Consider the following 18,690-nt stretch of genomic DNA (forward strand, 5'->3'; position numbering starts at 1 on the left):
CGGTCGAGCGGAGACTTCGTGAGCGGCGCGCAGCGCGGGGTCCGCTGGGCGTAAGCCAAGACGCTGGCCCGTCCTGTCGTCATTGCCCGCGCTCGTGTCCTTGGATAAGAGGCGGGGGATGAAGGACTGGGAAGCGCTCCTTGCAAGGAAGCTCGATCAGACCGACCTCGGCGATGATCCGGCGCACGATCTGGCGCACTTCACGAGGGTCGTCGCCACGGCAAAGGCCCTCGCGGCGGACGAAGGGGCCAGGCTGGAGGTCGTCGTCCCCGCGGCCTGGCTCCACGATCTCGTGAACGTTCCCAAGAACGACCCGAGGCGCTCCCAGGCCTCACGGCTCTCCGCGGAGGAGGCGCTGCGCTTCCTCCGGAGCATCGCGTACCCCGAGGCCTTCCTCGCGGACATCGCCCACGCCATCGAGGCCCACAGCTACAGCGCGGGGATCGAGCCGACCACCGTCGAAGCCAGGGTCGTCCAGGACGCCGACCGGCTCGACGGGCTGGGGGCGATCGGGATCGCCCGCTGCTTCGCCGTGGGCGGCCTGCTCGGCGTGCGGTTCTACGATCCCCAGGATCCGTTCGCCGAGCGGAGGCCGTGGGACGACCGCGAGAACGCCATCGACCACTTCCATGTGAAGCTGTTCAAGACCGCCGAGAGCCTCAGGACGGCCGCCGGGCGTCGCGAGGGGGCGCGACGGGCGGAGTTCATGAGACAGTACCTCGCCCGCCTCGCGGTCGAGATCCGCGGCGAGATGCCCTGAGATCAGCCCGCGCCGGCGACGGTCACCGCGGCCGCCACGGCGACCGGGATCGTGAAGTTGTCGTCCATCCGCGACGAGAACAGCTCGGTGGCCGCCCCGGCCAGGCCCGCGACGGCGGCCAGGACGAGCCGCGAGGAGAGCGACGCGGGGCCGAGCGCCCACATCACCGCGAGGGAGCTCAGCGCGCCGGCCGCGAAGAAGGCGAGCGTCCCCTCCAGCGAGCGGCCGTCGAGCAGCCGCGTGCGGCCGAAACGACGGCCGATGAGCGCCGCCGCCGGATCGGCCACCGCGAGCACCACCACGGCGAGCGACTGGCTCAGCCGCGTCCCGAACAGCGCCAGCAAGAGGAGCGCCGTCACGTACCAGGTCGACGAGTTCACCCGGTAACGCTCGTGCGGGTGCGCCACGAACCGGAAGAGCCGCATCAGCCGATCGTTGACCCGCTCGCTCACCCGCCGGGCAATCTCCATCGACCACGCCGCCGCCGCGAACGCGCCGCTCACGGTCACCAGCCAGCCGCGCTCGGGCAGGAGCTGGATCAGCCCGAGCACCGCCAGCCCCGAGCCCACGTGCCACAGGCTGCGCGCATGGTTCGTCGGCCTGACGCTCGGCGGCGCCACGACGACCCCCCGCAGCGTCAGCAGCAACGACTCGTACGCAGGCTGCACCTCCCGCTGGAACGCTATCCACGCCGCCTTGGGCGAGGGCGTGCCGGTCGGGGTCGCCCGCTCGACCGCCGCGAGCAACGCGCGAAGGCGCTCGCGGAGCCGCCCGACCGTGCCCGCCGCATCGTCGCGCTCGGCAGCCACGACGAGCTCCCGGAGCCGCGACACAACCCGATCGACCCGGGCGCGCACCTCGGGCTCGTCCCGGAAGACGAAGACCGCGGGATCAACTTGACGCAGAAGAGCGCAGAGCTCTTCGGAGACGAGCTTGGTCTCGACGTGCAAAGCGTGGATCACGTTGGCTTTTGTGAGGATAGTCTCCAGAGCCCCGCGCGGCATGTCAGCGCTTCGTCATACCCGCAGGTGGGCTGGCTCGCTGCGCCCGAGCCGATGAGGCGCGCCGCACGGAGCGTCACTGCGCACCCGCCTTCACGCTCGGACCCGCGCCGCAGGACAGCCGCCCCATGAGACCGCGCGCAGGAGCCGCCGTCCGCCCGGCCACGTGGCCGGACTCCGGATGAGGCCGCAGGCGCGACGGCCCCGCTCCTGCCCAGGTCGCCCAGGTCGCGGCGGCCACGGCACACGCCGCGACCGGCTCGCCCCGACTCGTCGGCAGCGACCACAACAGCGCAATTCATGGATTCATGGAGTGTGGCGAAAGGTATCCTCGCTATTCCATTCCGGCCTTGGATCCGCCCGACTCGCGCCCTGACAAGCACCGGGACGAAATCGCATGAGAGGCACCTTACGACTCCGCACAGAGCGCGAGCCGTCGCGCTTCCCCTGCACGTACGCTGCGGCTAGGGTGCCTCGCGTCGCGGATTCGACGGGTGGGCGCGAGGCGCCCTGGACGCAGCGCGCGGCCTTCGCGCGCGCGTCCGATAGGCGTCGTTCCCTCGGAATCGGAGAATCGAGGAACATGAAGGTTTCAGTTCGGTACACCGCGCTGTCGTTCGCGCTGCTCGCCGGGCCCCTCGCCCACGCGCGGGAGCGCCCGAACCACGACGCCTACTTCAAGGAGCCGCCGGCGCTGCCCGCCGGCGTGGCGCGCGTCGCGAACGAGGATGCGCCGGGCGTCGTCGTCGCGTCGACCGATCCGCAGCGCGGGGTGCCGACCTTCGTGTGGGCGACCTCGCCGGAGCACCGCCCGCCGGCCGCGACCCACAGCACGGCGGAGGCCGCAGCGCGCTGGTACGTGCAGCGGTACGCGCGCCTCTACAACCTGCCGCAGGCCGCGCTCGACACGGCCGTCGTGCGGCACGTCCACGACACCGGGCGCGGCGGCATCCTCGTGACGCTGGGCCAGGACGTCGACGGGGTCCCGGTCTTCCGCAGCGAGCTCGGGGTGCTCATGAAGCGCGACCTCGCGCTCGTCGCGCTCGCGGGCAACCTGCACGCGTCGGCCGTCTCGCTTCCACCCGGCGCCGGCTCGCTGCGGCCCGGCTCGAAGCGCAGCCGCGCGTTCTCCGGCTCGCCGGCCCAGGCGATCGTCCGCGCCGTGCGCGACGCGCACCGCGTCGACATCAAGACGGCTGACCTCCGCGACCGGGGCGAGGCGAAGGGCGGGTATCGGCTCTTCGAGCTCGCGGACACCGCGCACGCGCGCCAGCGCGCCGGGAGCCTGCGCTTCACGCAGCCGGCGCGGGTCAGGAAGGTGCTGTTTCCGCTGCCCGACCGGCTCGTGCCCGGCTACTTCGTCGAGCTCATCTCGGGCGACGCCGGCAGCACGAGCTCCGGGGCGTATGCGTGGGTGTTCGGGGCCAGCGACGGGCGGTATCTCTACCGGGAAAACCTCTCCCACGCCGCCACGTTCGATTACCGGGTCTGGGCAGAGGAAGGGGACAAGCACACCCCGCTCGGCGGGCCCCTCGAGGACATGTCGCCGCACCCGAGCGGGCAGCCCGACGGCCATGTCCCGCGGTTCATCGCGCCGAGCCTCATCTCCATCGAGGGGTTCAACACGAGCCCGGACGGCAAGGCCGATCCGTGGCTGCCGGCGGACGCGACATCGACCCGCGGCAACAACGTCGACGCCTACGCGGATCATCACGCGCCCGACGGGTTCTCCAGCGGCGATACGCGCGCGGCGCTCTCGGGGCCGGGCGCGTTCGACCACACCTATGACCCGCTCGCCGAGCCGCTCGCCGGGCCCGAGCAGATCATGGGGGCCGTCACCCAGGTCTTCTACGTCACGAACTGGCTCCATGACTGGTACTACGACTCCGGCTTCACCGAGGCCGCGGGCAACGGCCAGCGCGACAACCTCGGCCGAGGCGGCCTCGACGGCGATCCGCTCCTCGCCGAGGCGCAGGACGACGCGCCCGGCGGCAGCCGCGACAACGCGAACATGGACGCGACGTACGACGGCGCGTCGCCGCGGATGCAGATGTACCTGTGGTCCGGGCAGGACCTGCGGTCCCTGAGCGTCACGCCGCAGAACGCCAACTACGCGTCGAACACCGCCATGTTCGGGCCCCAGCGCTACGAGGTGACCGGTGAGCTCGCCCTCGGCGAGGACGACGCCGCGCCCCGGGGCGACGCGTGCGGGCCGATCACGAGCGACGTGGCCGGCAAGATCGCCCTCGTCGACCGGGGCGGGTGCACCTTCGCCGAGAAAGCGCAAAGCGCGCAGGAGGCGGGCGCCGTCGGCGTCATCATCGCCAACAACCGCGTGAGCGACGGGGCCCCGCGGCTCGCCGGCGACGCGCCCGAGGTGACCACGCCGGCCCAGAGCGTCTCGCTCGAGGACGGCAGCGCGCTCAAGGCGGCGCTCGCCGGGGCGCAGGCGCCGCTCGCGGTCACGATGACCCGCGAGCCCAGCGTGGAGCGCGACGGCACGATCGACAACACCATCGTGGCGCACGAGTGGGGCCATTACATCCACCTCCGTCTGGTCGCGTGCGGCACGCAGATGTGCGGCGCGCAGAGCGAGGGCTGGGCGGATTTCATCGCGCTGCACATGGCGCTGCGCGATGGCGACGACCTCGACGGCGCCTACCCGCTCTCGAGCTACGGGAGCGCGGCGATGGGCGACAGCTACTTCGGCATCCGCCGCGCGCCCTACTCCGTCGACTTCAGCAGGAACGGGCTGACGTTCAAGCACATCTCGGACGACGAGCGCCTCCCCGACCACCCGCTCAACGTCACGGCTCCCCAGAACTCCGAGGTGCACAACGCCGGTGAGGTCTGGGCAGCCATGATGTTCGAGGCCTATGTCGCGCTGATCCGGCACGGCGGCGGCCTGACCCCGCCGCGCGCGTTCGAGCAGACCCGGCGGAGGATGAGCGATTACGTGGTGGCGGGCATGAAGCTCGCCCCGGCCAACCCGACCTACACCGAGCAGCGCGACGCCGTGCTGGCCGCCGCGCTCGCCAGCGATCAGGGCGACTTCCTCGCGATGGCGGAGGCGTTCGCGCGGCGCGGCGCCGGCACGTGCGCCGAGTCGCCGCGCGCCGACTCGCACGGCCTCTCCGGCGTGGTCGAGAGCTTCAAGATCCAGCCCGAGATCGCGCTGGTCCGCGCGGAGCTCGACGACAGCGCCGGCTCCTGCGACCGCGACGGGCTGCTCGACGCGGAGGAGTCCGGCACGGTCGCGATCGAGATCGTCAATCGCGGCACGGCGCCGCTGACCGGGGCGGTGGCGTCCATCGAGGGGCCGGGCGGCGGGGTGAGCTTCCCGGAAGGCGCGCGCGTGTCGTTCGGCGACATCGCGCCGTTCGCGACCGGGACGGCGACCGTGGCGGTGAAGCTCGACCGGAGCGTGAAGCCCGCCGAGGACCTGAAGCTCAGCCTGACGCTGAAGAGCGCCGAGGCGTGCACGCCGACGCGGGTGGAGGCCCTGGTGCGCCGCGTGAACTACGACGAGGTCCCCGGGTCCTCGGCGGTCGACGGCGTGGAGACGCAGAGCACGACCTGGACCGTCGAGGGGCTCTCCAGCGAGCTCGTGTGGTCGCGCGCCGAGGGGGACGCGCCGAACCGCGTGTGGCGCGGCGTGGACCTGGGGAGCCTGTCCGACGCGGCGCTCGTGTCGCCGGCCCTGGAGGTCAGCGAGACCGAGCGCTTCGTGCTGACGTTCGCGCACCGGCACCAGTTCGAGGCGAGCGACGGCACGTCCTGGGACGGCGCGGTGATCGAGATCAGCGCCGACGGCGGCGAGACGTGGGTCGACCTCGCGAGGACGGCGGATCCGGGCTACAGCGGGAAGATCACGGGCGAGTCGGGCAATCCGCTGGCCAGGCGGATGGCCTTTGTCGGCGAGAGCCCGTCGTGGCCCGAGACCGACAGGGTGTCTGTCGACCTGGGGACCGCGTTCGCCGGGAAGACGGTGCGGGTGCGGTTCCGCGTGGGCACCGACGAGGCCGCGGGCGACACCGGCTGGGAGCTCGACGACATCGGGTTTACGGGCGTGAAGAACAAACCGTTCGCGACGCTCGTCGAGGACACCGCCTCCTGCCAGAGAGGGCCGGTGGCCGACGCCGGAACGGATCAGGCGGTCGCGATCGGAGAGCTTGTGACGCTCGACGCGTCGGGGAGCTCGGATCCCGAGGAGGACGAGCTGACGTTCTCCTGGACGCAGACGGCGGGGCCGGCGGTCGAGCTGACCGGCGAGGGCGCGCAGGCGACCTTCGTGGCGCCGGAGGTGGCCGCGGCGACGACCTTCGCGTTCGAGGTGAAGGTCGGCGACGGGCTCCTGGAGGCGACCGACCAGGTGAGCGTGGTCGTCGATCCGGCGAGGGAGCTCGCGCCGGAGGGGTGCGGGTGCACGATCCCGGGGGGAGCGCCGCGCGCTCCGCTGGGCGCGCTCGGGGCGCTCACGGCGGTCGCGGCGCTCGCGATGCGGCGGCGGCGGCGCGGCGTCGGGGGGTGACCCCGCGCGAGCGCCGGGTGAGGCGGGAGACCGCCCATTGACGCCCGCCGCCGGGTCCACCACGGTGGCCGACCGCATGGGAATCAGCAATCCTCCGCCCTCCGAGCCCGCCATGTCCGCCGAACGAGCGCTGCAGCGGCTGGCCGAGGGCAACCGGCGCTTCGTGGACAACATCCGCAGCGAGCATGTCGTGCTGGGAAAGCGGGCGCGGGCCGCGCTCGTGGACGGGCAGCAGCCCTTCGCCATCGTCCTCTGCTGCTCGGACTCCCGGGCGCCGGCCGAGCTGATCTTCGATCAGGGGCTCGGCGAGCTGTTCGTCATCCGGGTGGCGGGCAACGTGGTGGCGCCCTCGCTGATCGGCAGCGTGGAGTTCGCCGCCGCCGCCTTCGGGACTCGCCTCGCGGTGGTGATGGGCCACTCGCGCTGCGGCGCCATCGAGGCCACGCTGAGCGAGCTGCTCCAGGAGGAGCACGGCGGTCCCCTCACCGACAACATCCGCGATATCGTCGAACGCTGCCGATCCCCGGTGGAGACGGTGCTGAGCGCCGCCGGCAGCCACGCTTCCAGGGACTTCCTGCTGCGCGAGGCGATGCGGGCGAACGTGCGCAACTCGTGCGATCACCTCCGGCACGGCAGCCGCCTGCTCGAGCGGCTCTGCGCCGAGGAGAGCATGATGATCGTGGGCGCCGAGTACGCCCTGGAGACCGGCGAGGTGACGTTCTTCAAGCGCGCGTGAAGCCCGATCGCGCCGCCTCGGCGTGCTCCGGGGCGCCGACGCTCACGGCGCCGCGCGGCGCGTCACGATCGCGCGCGACGCCTCGTCGAGCTCGATGTCGGCGCGGGGGATCTCGCCTGTCAGGGTGGCGAACCAGAGGACGATCAGGCGCACCTCGTCGTCGCGCAGCTCCTTCCCGAGCTGGTGTCTCGCCATCATCCTCACGGCCTCCTCCAGCGAGGAGACCGAGCCGTCATGGAAATAGGGCCCTGTCTGGGCGACGTTGCGCAGGCTGGGCACCCGGTGGTGCTCGGACAGGCGCGGGTCCTGAAAGAGCATCCGGCCCAGCCGGATCTGCGCCGCGGTGGCCGGGTCGAGCGGCTTCGCCGGTCCGGCGGGCAGCGGCGCGAAGCTCGCGAGCCGCCCCGGGGCGATCTTGTCGGACGCCGTATCGAGCGACGGCGCCATGCGCGAGAGCGCCCAGGCGAGCAGCGCGGCGGTGACGACGGCGCCGCCCAGCAACACGGAGAAGCCCCGCCGAGACCGCGCCGGCGCGATCGCGCCGGCGTCCACGGTGAGCCGCCGATCCAGCGCTCTCGTGCCGGCGGCCGGGGTGACGAGCGGGGCCACGGACCGGTGCGCGCGCGGCCGGGCGTCGGCCGCCAACCGCTGCGTGGCGCTCGCGTCCGGCGACAGCCTCTCTGTCGCGCCCTCGTCGTGGGGGCGCGTCCAGTCTCCTCGCGCCGGCGAGGCCTTCTCCGTGGGCGCGAGCGACGGCGCGCAGGGGTCGCCCGGCGTCCAGCAGCGGAGGATGCGCTCGGCGCACTCGCGGGCCACCGGCGTCCCGAACGGCTCGATCGACTGGGCCAGCTCGGCGATCGTCTGCGGGCGCAGGCCGCGATCCTTCTCCAGGCAGCGCAGGATCGCGCTCTCGATCCCCGCCGGCACGTCAATGCCCCACGCGCTGACGGCCGCCGGCGGGGACTCCAGGCCCATGAGCAGGCTCTCCGGCGTCCGCCCGGCCTCGAAGGGGCGGTGTCCGGTGATGAGCTCGTAGAGGATCACGCCAAGCGCCCAGATGTCGGCGCGCGCGTCTGCCCACTTCAAGCTGAGCGCCTGCTCGGGTGCCATGTACGGGATCGAGCCCGCGATCACGTTCGGGCTCGTGAGGCTCCAGGTCTCGTCGTCCGCGGTGCACTTGGAGAGGCCGAAATCGAGCACCTTGATGAGCGCCGCGCCGCGCTCGTCCTTCGCCAGGAACAGATTGGCCGGCTTCAGGTCGCGGTGGATGATCCCACGCGCGTGGGCCTCGGCGATCGCCTCGCACGCCTGCAAGACGAGGTCGACGGCCTCGGCGACCGGGAGGTGGCCGCGCCGGCGGAGCACCTCCCGGAGATCGAGCCCCGTCAGGCGCTCCATGACCAGGTACGGCGTGCCCGCGTCGAGCAGGCCGGCGTCGAGCACGCGCACCACATGCCTGCCCTGGAGCGACGCGGCCGCGCGGGCCTCGCGCAGGAAGCGCTCCACCGAGCTTGTCGACTGCATGCAGCTCGGGAGCAGCAGCTTCAGCGCGACCGGCTGCCTCAGCGCCAGGTGCTCCGCGGCGAGGACCACGCCCATGCCGCCGCGCCCGAGCACGCGCTCGACTCGATACTTGTCCGCGAGGATCTCGCCCGGCGCCGGGACTCCAAGGATGGATGCGTCCATGTTCTCTCGCCGAGGTGACCACGCGGAGAGGCAGCCGCGGCCTCCCGGGCCCGGCAGCGCGATGCGGTCCTGCGGTCGGGAACATGGGCGAGGCGATCCCCACCGGCAAGGGTCCGCAGCGGGCGAGCAGCGATGTCAGGCAGAGCCGGGCTCCTCGCCCGAGGTGCCGCATCGGTTCTTCTGCACTCCTTCTGTTCGGACGACAGCGTCCCCGCTCCGCGACCGCCTCAGATATTGATGCTCTGCGGGATCTCGGACGGCAGGAGGACGACATACGGGATGCGCTGGAGGTTGCGCTTGCCGATGATCGTCTCGGTCTCGATCAGCGCGCGCTGGAACGCCTCGAGGGGCTCGCGGACCCGCGCGTCGGTGAAATAGGTGCCCGGGATGTTCCGGTCGTAGTCGCCGAGGCGCGAGTAGTAGACCCCGCCGAGGAGCGTCATCACGTTCAGCTGGAGCAGCGCCTGCTGCAGGGGCGGCAGGTGCTGGTAGATCTCCGAGGACGGCAGACCCGTGGTGACGCTCGGCGCCGGGGCGTAGGCGGCGAGCGGGAGCGCCGGGGTGAAGCCCATGATGAAGCGCTGCGGAAAGTTCACCGCCGCATGCTGGGCGCTGGCGGTGAAGATCACGTGCGTCAGAAGATCCGCCAGGTAGGCCACGGTGCGGATCGCCCCGTCCTCGCCGATGTCTTTCAGGGCGCCTCCCGTCGGAGAGGACAGCTCGGCGATCCAGCTCTGCAGCTCGTAATCGCCCTGCACGTCCGCATCGCTGGTATAATAGACCGCGAGGTACCGCGACACCCACGGCTGGATCGCTCCCCAGAGGAGGATCGCGTCGTCGCGGTAGGGGTAGATCGGCAGGGCATCCGGATCGCCGACGCCCCGGCGCGCGAGCGCCGCCGGGAGGAACTGCTGATTGACGCTGTAGCTCAGCACGGAGTCGACCGCGAGCTGGGTGGACGACGCGATCGTCCCGGCGAGCAGGTTGTCCACCGGGCCTCCGGGGGCGATCAGATCGGCCTCGGCAGCGTTGTTGATCGCCAGGGTGCCCTGGAAATGCGGGGTGAGCAGGACGTTCACCGGGTGCTCGGGGGCGAGCTGCCGCGGCGTGGCCATCGCGAACGCCTCGATGACGAGGTGGGTCTGCCCCAGGTGGGAGATCAGCTCGTGGTAGTTCCCATCGGCGACCTGCACGTGGAGCTTGGCCACCTCCCACCCCACGCCGTCCGACGGCGTGAAGATCGGGCTCGCCGCGCCCGGCGTCTGCGCACACTGGATGGCCACCGGGCGGAGCAGACGGCCAGGCGAGCCCGCGGCGGGCACCGCGAAGAGCGCGAGCGGCGCCTCGACGTATTTCTGCTGCTCCGGCGCGGTCCCGGGCACGAGCTGCGAGAGCGCCTTGTAGTCGGCCAGGTAGAGGCGCCCCTCCTCACCTGCGCTCGCCAGGGAGTCGTTCTTGCCCATCACCGATTGATACTGGGCGTCGGTCACGGGGAAGCTCGGTCCGGGCGACGCGACGCGCCTGAGCACGAGCGGGTTCGGCCCCGCCACCCGCATCCAGGCGAAGGTCGTGTCGTCTTGATAGACGCTCGCGATCTCCGGCACGCGGAACGTCTGGAACTCCGAGGCATAGTCGTACACGCTGGTCGCCTGCCCGTACAGCCCGACGAGATCGAGAAGGAGCTTCCCCGCGGCGCTCAGCAGCAGCTCCAGCAACGATTTGATGACGTCGCCCACCTTCTCGACGGGATAGTCCATCGTGCCGAGGGCGTTGCCCACAACGCGGCTCTCCACCGCCGTGACGAGCTTCTGCGCGGCCCCCTCGAACAGCGCCACCGCCGGCTGGCGCGGGGGCGGCGCGGGGGCACGCTCGGGCTCGGCGTGGAGCGGCGTCAGCAAGAGGGTGAGCTTCCGGTGGCGTTGCTTCAGATCGAGGAAGACGCCCTGGACCCTGTCGCTCGTCGCCTTGTCCAGCGGTGCGCCGTCGGCGGTGCGAAGCGAGCCGTCCGCGGCCACGAGCTTGGACGCCTTGGCCACCACATTGCCGACGAGATCGAGAACCACGAGCGCCGCCGACCCCACCAGGATGGGGGCAAAGCCCTGTCCGCTCGGAACGGTCTGAGCCACCCCGAGGGGCGCCAGACGGGTGTTGTGGTTGTAGACGTAGGTCTGCTGGGCTTGAGCGAGCTCGTTTTTGCGCTGCTGCTGCTCCGCGGGAGAGTCTTTCTGCGGCAGGGACGGGTTACTCATGATGCCCTCGATGTTGTGTTGAAGGAACTGCAATGAGCAGCACGCTACGACGGGTTTCCACTGCTGGCAATCCGGCGCGTTGCCAGATCTGCAGATCGCCAGTCGAGAAACGCCGGGCGAGCGCCTCGTCCTCACGCCCACAGGAAACGAGAATCGACCACAAAGGTGAGGGGGACCTGGAGGCGTGCCGGTGACGTCGCTGCATCGTCCGGATCCCACGGCGAGCTCCCTGGCCCGGCGCTGCCGTCCCGAGGCCGACGCTCGGCCCCGCGCGAGGCGCGACAGGGGCGTGGCCGCGGCGCGCTCGCCGTGCGACGGCCGCTGACAGCGGCGAGTTCAAGCTCGGGTGTCGTCGTCGCGGCGAGATCGAGCTCATGTGTCGCTGCCGCGTGCCGGTTCGGGCTTGGCGGCGGACAAGCGGTGGTGGAGAGTAGCCGCCCGCGCCGTCCTGCGAGACGAAACAGCAAGGCCCGACGGGCGCGGGCCCGAGACCACCTCCTGACCCAGAGAAATGCGATGCGAATATCACGAACGAGACTCAAGGCGCCATGGCGCGCGCCCGCGGCGGCGGCCCTCGCCGCGGCGGCCCTCTCCGCGATCGACCCGGCCGTGGCTCACGCCCACTTCACCCTGATCGAGCCGGCTTGCTACTCGGAGCAGAATAACCTTGGCGACCCGCAGAAGAGCGCGCCCTGCGGCCAGGCGGACCCCGGAAAGCCGGTCGAGCTGACCGGCGACGTGACCACCTATGTCCAGGGTGAGACGATCACCCTGACGATCGAGGAGACCATATTTCACCCGGGCCATTACCGCGTCTCGATCGCGCCCGATCCGGAGTCCATCCCTCCGGATCCGGAGGTGACCCCCGGCTCCACGCCGTGCGGCTCCACCGTGATCGAGACCGATCCGCAGCTCCCCCTCGTGGCGGACGGCCTGCTCGTCCACACGGCGGCGATCTCGGGGACGCAATCCGTCGAGATCAAGCTCCCCGACGATCTCACCTGCGAGAACTGCACGCTGCAGGTCAGCCAGTTCATGTCAAACCACGCGATCAACAACCCGGGCGGCTGCTTCTATCACCACTGCGCGACCATCACGATCGTCCCGCGTGAGGGTGAACCCGCGGGGTCCGGCGGCGCAGGCGGCAAATCCGGCGACGGCGGCGCTGCATCGAGCAGCAATAGCAGCAGCAGCAGCAGCTCCGGCGACGGCGGCACCGCGTCCGCGGGCGGCAGCCCCGGCGACGGCGGCGCCGCATCCACCGGCGACGGCGGGAGCGCCGGGGCCGAACCGTCCGATTCCTCCTCTTCGTCCGGTTGTGGATGCCGTGTCGGCGCCGCCGAGAGGCCCACCGGCGCCTACGTCGCAGGCCTGCTGGCGCTCGGGCTCCTGCGCTGGCGCCGCCGCCGCTGAGCCCGTGTGGGCGCGCGAGGCGACCGGCGGCGAGCTCGTGAGATCCTCCGAGATCCTCTGAGCCGTCGTCGCGGTTGGCTCACGGCAGCGCCTGTGCAAGAGGTGCGATATGGCCCTGCGCGCGCTCCGCACCGTCGTTTTCGTTCCCCTGCTCATGGCCGCGTGTGCCCGCGAGGCGCCACCTCCCGCCGCCGCGCCGGCCCCCCTGCCCTCGCCGGCCCCCCCGACGGTCGCGGGCACGGCAACGGCGGCGCCCGCTGCGCCCGCGGCGGCCCCACGACGCCCGGCGTGGGTGGAGCGCAGCAACGAGCACGCGCAGGTGCTCCTCGACGTGCTCGCCCGGTTCTCGCCGGAGCTCGCCGGCTCGGTGGGGATCGAGCGCGCGGACGCGGAGATCACCGATCCCTCGTCGGAGGCCGAGGCGCGGGCGCGCGCGGCCTACCGCGCGGCCATCGTCGAGCTCCAGAAGCGGCGAGAGGCCGAGAAGGCCCCGGCGGTCGCCGAAGATCTGCAGATCCTGCTGGACGCCGCGGACCGGGCCGTTCGCGGCTCGGAGCTCGACGAGAAGCACAGGGTCACCTACGTGCACGTCACGGGGCTCGTGTTCGAGGGCATCTCGAGCCTGCTGGACGACCGGCTACCCCCGGCGCGGCGGGCCGCGGCCCTCACGCGGCTCCGCCGCTATGCCGGCCTGGAGGCGGGCTACACGCCCATCGCCGAGCGGGCCAGGGCCAGGCTCACCCACGAGCTCGGAAAGCCCGGCTTGCTCGCCCCCTCCAGGATGGAAATCGAGCGGCACCTCGCCACGAACGCCCGCGTGCGGGAGGGCATCGGCGAGCTCTTCAGGAAATACGCTATCAGCGGCCATGAAGCGCCGCTCGCCGCGCTGACTCGCCAGCTCGAGGCGTACGACGCGGCGCTGCGCGCCGACGTGCTCCCCCGGGCTCGGACCGGCTTCGCGCTGCCGCCGCCGCTCTATGCGTTCGCGCTCGAGTCGTATGGCGTCGATCTCCCGCCCGCCGAGCTCGCGTCCCTGGCCCACACCGCCTTCGACGATCTCAAGGCGCAGATGCAGAAGCTCGCGGTGTCGATCGCCGCCGCGCGCAAGCTGCCGAGCGCGGATCACCGCGACGTGATCCGCGCCCTGAAGAAGGAGCAGCTGGTGGGCGAGGCGATCTTGCCGCACTACAAGGAGCGGCTCGCCCAGATAGAGGCCATCCTCCGGAGAGAGCGCCTCGTCACCCTGCCCGACAGACCGGCGCGCATCCGGCTCGGCACGGCCGCGGAGAGCGCCGAGGCGCCTGCGCCGCACATGCGGCCGCCGCGGCTGCTCGACAACCACGGAGAACAAGGGGAGTTCGTGCTGCCGCTGAGCCTCCCGGGGCCGCCCGGCTCCACGGGGGAGCTGCAGAAGATCGACGATTTCACCCATGCCGCGGCGTCATGGACGCTCACCGCTCACGAGGCGCGCCCCGGACACGAGCTCCAGTTCGCGTCGCTCGTCGAGCGGGGCGTCTCGATCGCGCGGGCCATCTTCGCGGACAACAGCGCCAATGTGGAGGGGTGGGGTCTCTATTCCGAGGCCATCCTGCTCCCGTTCATGCCGCCCGAGGGCCAGCTCGTCTCGCTGCAATACCGCCTGCTGCGGGCCGCGCGCGCCTTCCTGGACCCGGAGCTCCAGGCCGGCAAGATCACGCCGACGGCAGCGCGCGCCTTCCTGGAGAAGGAGGTGGTGCTGTCGGCGCCGTTCGCGCAGTCCGAGGTGGAGCGCTACACGTTCCGCGCGCCGGGACAGGCGACGTCGTATTTCTACGGGTTCACCCGGCTGATGGAGCTCCGGGCAGAGGTCGAGTCCAGGATGGGCCCGCGCTTCGACGCGCAACGGTTCCACGATTTCGTGCTCGCCCAGGGGATCCTGCCGCCGAAGCTGATGCGCAAGGCGGTGTTCGATCGGTTCGTGGGGGCTCAGCCGGCGCTCTGAGCGAGGACGCGTACGAGGAGAGGAGAGAGAAGGCCGCCTCGATCCAGCGCGGGATCCCCTTGCGGCGCGCCTCGCCGGCCCCAGCTGTCCAGGAGGACGCGGCAGCGCCGGAGGGTGACGCATGGAAATCAACGAGAACGCGGCGGTGAAGCGACAGCCGGCAGCGCCCGACGGCGCCGCGGCCGGACTCAAGAAGCCGGGGAAGAAGGCGCGCGAGGAGCGGACGCCGGAGACGCCGGTCGACCGCGGGGGCGCGCTCTGGCCACGCAGGACGTCGGAGGCGCTGCTCGATCCGGAGGACATCGCGTCGGACCTGTCGTTCCCGGCGAGCGACCCTCCGGCCTGGACGCCGGGCTACCCGGGCTGAGCGCCGGCCCCCGTCACGCCTCGGGAACGTCCCCGTCGAGCCACTTGCGCGCGCTCTCGGCGGTGAGCTTGAAGGCCGCGGGCACCCTCGCCCGCCGCACGGCCTCCCCCGCCGCGTCCCACTCGGTGAGGATGGCGTGGGGGTCGTCCTCGTCGGGCACCACGTCGAGGTCCACCCGCACCCGCGCGCCGCCCTCGACCGCCGTCGTGACGCTCCGGTGCAGCTGCGCCCGGCGCTGCTGGGCGTGGCGCGCCAGCACCTCGTTCGCCGTCTTCACCAGGGTGGCGAAGGCGTTCGCGTCGAGGGGCTTCGGGTTCTTCTTGTCACGCCCCATCGTCCACGGCCCCACCAGCGAGGGCTCGCTCTGGCCGTCGCACGTCATCTCGACGGCCCACCCGTCGTCGTCCTCGTTCTTGATGACCCGCGCCGTCCACCCGCTGCCCCTCCACAGCTTCGGGTCCTGGTCCTCAGGGCGAACGGGGGGCGCCTGCCCCACCTCGTCTTGCGTCTCGTCCGTTGCGTCGTGCGTCGTGGCCATGGGCGCCTCGGTCTACCCGCTGCGCGCTCGGCGCGTCCAGCCTGTACCGCACGGCGCGGGCATTTCCTGTCAGCCCCGGCGGCTCTGGGCCCCTTCGCGGTGATCACCGATCTCCCTCGGCCCGGTGCGCCGGGGGAGGACGAGGTTGACGAAGGCTCGCGTCCCGGGGCCGGGGCTCGACGCGCCGGAGCAATGCCGGGGGACGAAGTCCGAGGGAGGCGCGGCGACAGGGCAGCTCGAGCGCAACCGCCGGTCAGGGCCGCCGCAGGCCCCATCGCTGCGGGCTGGTCGGCCGCCGCGGAGCTGCGACACTCCCCGCATGCTCCTCCCCCGGCGCCCCTTCCTGGCCCTCTGCGCCGCCGCCCTGGCCCCGCGCGCCGCCCTCGCCGACCCGGCCGGCCCCGCCCCGCCGCTGTCTCCGGCTCCCTCCGCCGCCCCGCCGGCCTTCGACGTCCGCGACCTCCAGGTCCCCGGCGACCGCGCCCTCGGCCAGCGGTTCACGCTGCTCGTCCCGAAGCACCTCGCCCCGGGCGAGCGCGTGCCGCTGCTCGTGCTCCTCCACGGCCTCGGCGAGACCGGCGACCCGCGCCTCGGCGCCTTCGCGTGGCTCGAGCGCTACGGCCTCGGGTCCGCCTACGAGCGGCTCCGCCGCCCGCCGCTCGGCCGCACCTCGCGCCGGAAGGACTGGACCGACGCGCGGCTCGCCGAGGTCAACGCCGCGCTCGCGGCGCAACCGTTCCGCGGCCTCGCGGTCGCGTGCCCGTACACGCCCAACGTCCACAAGGCGCCGAACCCCTCCGCGGCGCTCGACGGCTACGCGCGCTGGCTCGCGGAGGTGGTCCTGCCCCGCGCCCGCGCCGAGGCGCCCGTGCTCGACGGCGCGGCCCGCACCTCGCTCGACGGCTGCTCCCTCGGGGGCTACGTCGGCATCGAGGTGTTCCTCCGCCGGCCCGAGCTCTTCGGCGCCTGGGGCGGCGTGCAGTCGGCCGTCAGCGCCCATCGCGCCCCCGCCTACGCCGACCGGCTCGCCAGGGCCGTCGCCGCGGCCGGCCCGCGCGACCTCCACCTGCTCACCAGCAAGGGCGACCCGTTCCACGACGCGAACGCCGCCCTCGCCGCGCAGCTCGCGAAGCGCTCGATCCCCCACACGCTCCGCGTCCTGCCGGGCCCCCACGACCAGCCCTGGCTCCGCGAGGCCGGCACCCTCGAGATGCTCCTCTTCCACGACCGCCGCCCGCGCTGACCGGCCCCCGCGCGCAGCGCGGGCACCGGCAGGTTCACCGACGAGCACGGCTCCGCGACCCAATGAACGTGGTCCGAACCGAGCGAGCCCCCCGTGGTCTCGAGGGAGAAGGTCGTCGACGCCCTCACCGGCGCGTATAGCATGGCGCGGCCCATGACCACGAAGACCAACGCGGCGCGCATCCTCGACAGCCTCGGCATCCAGTACGAGCTGCGCGCCTACGAGGTCGATCCGGGCGACCTGACCGCAGGCACGGTGGCCAGGAAGATCGGCCTGCCGCCGGAGCAGGTGTGGAAGACGCTCGTGGCGCGCGGCGACCGCCACGGCGTCTGTCTTGCGGTGGTGCCGGGCAACGCCCAGCTCGACCTGAAGGCGATGGCGCGGCTCACGGGGGACCGGAAGGTCGACACCGTGCCTCTCAAGGAAGTCCAGCCGCTCACGGGGTATGTGCGCGGCGGGGTCACGGCGCTCGGCGCGAAGAAGGCCTATCCCGTCTATGCGGATGAGACCATCGAGCTCTTCGACGTCGTCTCCATCTCGGCCGGCGTGCGCGGCACCCAGATCCTCCTCGCTCCCGGCGACTACCTGCGCGCGACGAACGCCAGGGTCGGCGCCATCGCCATCGCCGTGCCCGGCAGCGACGCAGATTGACGGCGCGCGCCGCCGGATCGCGGTAGGATGGCAGAGCTCGGCTCCGGGCCGAGCCCGGGGCGGCGACAAGGGATATGACCAGAGCGGCCTGCGACGTGCGCGACCCGAGCGAGCTGAGCACCGCCGAGCTGCGGCAGCTGTGCCAGGGCAGCCATCCGTGGGAGCTCGGGCTCGGGGCGGTCCAGCTTGTGGCGTCGACCGCGGCGAGCGGCGCCGTGCTCGTCGCGGCCGCCGCGTGCATTCCCGGGCTGGTCCAGTGCATCAGCGTGGGCCCGGCGCTCGCGGCGGGGCTCGCGGTGTGGGAGTCGCTCGGGGTGGCCAGGGCGTGGCTCCCGGGCGCGGCATACCGCGAGGAGCTCGCGTTCCGCTCGTGGCACGCCGGGCTCTCGCCCTGGGCGGGGCCCCAGGCGCTGCGGCGCTGGGCAGGGCGCGCGATGACGCGCCGGCCGGCGCCGGACTGGCTCCTCGTCCTCGAAGGCATCGCGCCGGCCGGCGGAGGGCGCCGCTGGGTCAAGGTCGAGCTCTCGCTGTCGCCGTCCTCGGACGGCCCGTTCCGCTCGCAGGCCGGCGGGCACGCGCTGCTTCACCCGGGCGGGGGCGGCACGGCCGGGCCGCGCGAGCGGCGCCTCGCGCCCGAAGAGCTCGACGACCTGCAGCGGGCGCTCGCGGAGCTCCCCGAGGGGCTCTCGCTCGCCTCCCCGGCTTCACCCCGGAACCCGGCGGTGTTCGGCGGCCACTGCGAGCTGCTCATCGCCAGGAGGGCGCCGTTCGCCGCGGTCCAGCTGACGTGCGCGTTTCCGTCGCTCGAGGCGGGCGCGCAGCCGCCCTCGCTGTCCCTGCTGCACCGCCTCGTGCAGATGGCCTGGGGCGAGGGCGAGAGGGGCCCGGCCTGATCGGCCAGACGATTCGGCACGGCGCTCGCCCCGCCGCTCCCCCTCATCGCGCTGACAGGCGAGCCGGCGCGGCGGCGGGAGGCGGCGCCTCGCGCATCAGGCGCAGGCCGCCGAGCACGAGCAGGGCCCCGGACGCGAGGAAGGCCAGGTCCCAACCCAGCTGACCGGGCCCCGGACGGACGTGGTGAATCTGGAGGAGGTGATGATCGATCACCCCCTCGACAAGGTTGAACACCCCCCAGCCCACGGCGGCGGCGCCCGGGAAGATCCGCCCGGGCAGCGGATCTCCGCCCGCGCGCAGCGCGCTCCAGAGCTTGCTGACTCCTGCCACGGTGAGACCGAATGCGACAACGCTGAACAAGCCGTCTGCGAAGATGTTTCTCCTCACATCCTCGATCGTGGCGCCCGGATGGCAGCTGAAGCAGATCAGGTGGTGCCACTGCAGGAGCTGATGGAACAGGATGCCGTCGATCAGCCCACCGGCGCCCATGCCGAAGAGCACGCCGGCCGTCTTCACAGCGCGAAATGTCCTGGTGGGGGTGTCGTTCTCGAGCGGGCGGGCTGTGCTCATGGGGTCCTCCTGGGCAGAGCGCCATGCGAGGGTCAAACCACGGGCACGTGCGGAGGAGGGCGGATAGGCC

The 18,690-nt window shown here is 72.5% G+C and carries 14 protein-coding genes; 9 read left to right on the plus strand and 5 right to left on the minus strand.

Translation table 11 applies throughout. The features are described from left to right. Positions 1-118 precede the first annotated feature (118 nt). Complete coding sequence (locus tag WME75_RS24450; protein ID WP_437475790.1) at positions 119-760, plus strand: HD domain-containing protein; 642 nt, start codon at positions 119-121, stop codon at positions 758-760. 2 nt (positions 761-762) lie between these two features. On the opposite strand, the gene WME75_RS24455 is transcribed toward WME75_RS24450, so the two are convergent. After that, complete coding sequence (locus tag WME75_RS24455) at positions 763-1,722, minus strand: diacylglycerol/polyprenol kinase family protein (protein WP_437475791.1); 960 nt, start codon at positions 1,720-1,722, stop codon at positions 763-765. A gap of 622 nt (positions 1,723-2,344) precedes the next feature. Here WME75_RS24455 and WME75_RS24460 point away from each other — a divergent pair. Together WME75_RS24460 and WME75_RS24465 are read left to right on the plus strand one after the other, a co-directional pair. Continuing rightward, positions 2,345-6,292 (plus strand): M36 family metallopeptidase, encoded by a 3,948-nt coding sequence (locus WME75_RS24460; RefSeq protein WP_437475792.1) that lies wholly within the window; start codon positions 2,345-2,347, stop codon positions 6,290-6,292. Between the two features lie 112 nt (positions 6,293-6,404). After that, positions 6,405-7,028 carry a carbonic anhydrase gene (locus WME75_RS24465; protein WP_437475793.1) on the plus strand — a complete coding sequence of 208 codons (624 nt, stop codon included), beginning with the start codon at positions 6,405-6,407 and terminating at the stop codon, positions 7,026-7,028. 42 nt (positions 7,029-7,070) lie between these two features. On the opposite strand, the gene WME75_RS24470 is transcribed toward WME75_RS24465, so the two are convergent. After that, the gene (locus WME75_RS24470; RefSeq protein WP_437475794.1) at positions 7,071-8,714 is read right to left on the minus strand and encodes a protein kinase domain-containing protein; all 1,644 of its coding nucleotides are present in this window, start codon (positions 8,712-8,714) and stop codon (positions 7,071-7,073) included. 227 nt (positions 8,715-8,941) lie between these two features. Then, entirely contained in the window at positions 8,942-10,963 is a 2,022-nt protein-coding gene (locus tag WME75_RS24475; RefSeq protein WP_437475795.1) for a lipoxygenase family protein, read from the minus strand. Between the two features lie 516 nt (positions 10,964-11,479). On the opposite strand from WME75_RS24475, the gene WME75_RS24480 reads away from it, so the two are divergent. The 3 genes from WME75_RS24480 to WME75_RS24490 all read left to right on the plus strand — a co-directional run bounded on the left by WME75_RS24480 (position 11,480) and on the right by WME75_RS24490 (position 14,724). After that, positions 11,480-12,376, plus strand: coding sequence for an SCE4755 family polysaccharide monooxygenase-like protein (locus WME75_RS24480; RefSeq protein WP_437475796.1), 897 nt, complete (start codon positions 11,480-11,482; stop codon positions 12,374-12,376). Positions 12,377-12,485: 109 nt separating this feature from the next. Continuing rightward, positions 12,486-14,357, plus strand: coding sequence for a DUF885 domain-containing protein (locus tag WME75_RS24485; protein ID WP_437475797.1), 1,872 nt, complete (start codon positions 12,486-12,488; stop codon positions 14,355-14,357). Positions 14,358-14,478: 121 nt separating this feature from the next. Next, positions 14,479-14,724 carry a hypothetical protein gene (locus WME75_RS24490; RefSeq protein WP_437475798.1) on the plus strand — a complete coding sequence of 82 codons (246 nt, stop codon included), beginning with the start codon at positions 14,479-14,481 and terminating at the stop codon, positions 14,722-14,724. Between the two features lie 13 nt (positions 14,725-14,737). Here WME75_RS24490 and WME75_RS24495 read toward each other — a convergent pair whose 3' ends face one another. Further along, complete coding sequence (locus tag WME75_RS24495) at positions 14,738-15,262, minus strand: hypothetical protein (protein WP_437475799.1); 525 nt, start codon at positions 15,260-15,262, stop codon at positions 14,738-14,740. Positions 15,263-15,581: 319 nt separating this feature from the next. On the opposite strand from WME75_RS24495, the gene WME75_RS24500 reads away from it, so the two are divergent. The 3 genes from WME75_RS24500 (at position 15,582) to WME75_RS24510 (ending at position 18,049) form a co-directional block, all read left to right on the plus strand. Continuing rightward, the gene (locus tag WME75_RS24500) at positions 15,582-16,505 is read left to right on the plus strand and encodes a hypothetical protein (RefSeq protein WP_437475800.1); all 924 of its coding nucleotides are present in this window, start codon (positions 15,582-15,584) and stop codon (positions 16,503-16,505) included. Between the two features lie 153 nt (positions 16,506-16,658). Next, positions 16,659-17,156, plus strand: a complete 498-nt coding sequence (gene ybaK / locus WME75_RS24505; RefSeq protein WP_437494915.1) for a Cys-tRNA(Pro) deacylase — start codon at positions 16,659-16,661, stop codon at positions 17,154-17,156. A 74-nt stretch (positions 17,157-17,230) separates the two neighbouring features. Beyond that, entirely contained in the window at positions 17,231-18,049 is an 819-nt protein-coding gene (locus tag WME75_RS24510) for a hypothetical protein (RefSeq protein WP_437475801.1), read from the plus strand. 43 nt (positions 18,050-18,092) lie between these two features. Here the strand turns inward: WME75_RS24510 and WME75_RS24515 are convergent, their stop codons facing one another. Further along, entirely contained in the window at positions 18,093-18,620 is a 528-nt protein-coding gene (locus WME75_RS24515) for a DUF2243 domain-containing protein (protein ID WP_437475802.1), read from the minus strand. Positions 18,621-18,690 lie beyond the last annotated feature (70 nt).

Source organism: Sorangium sp. So ce1014, from assembly GCF_051521505.1.
Classification (GTDB): domain Bacteria; phylum Myxococcota_A; class Polyangia; order Polyangiales; family Polyangiaceae; genus Sorangium.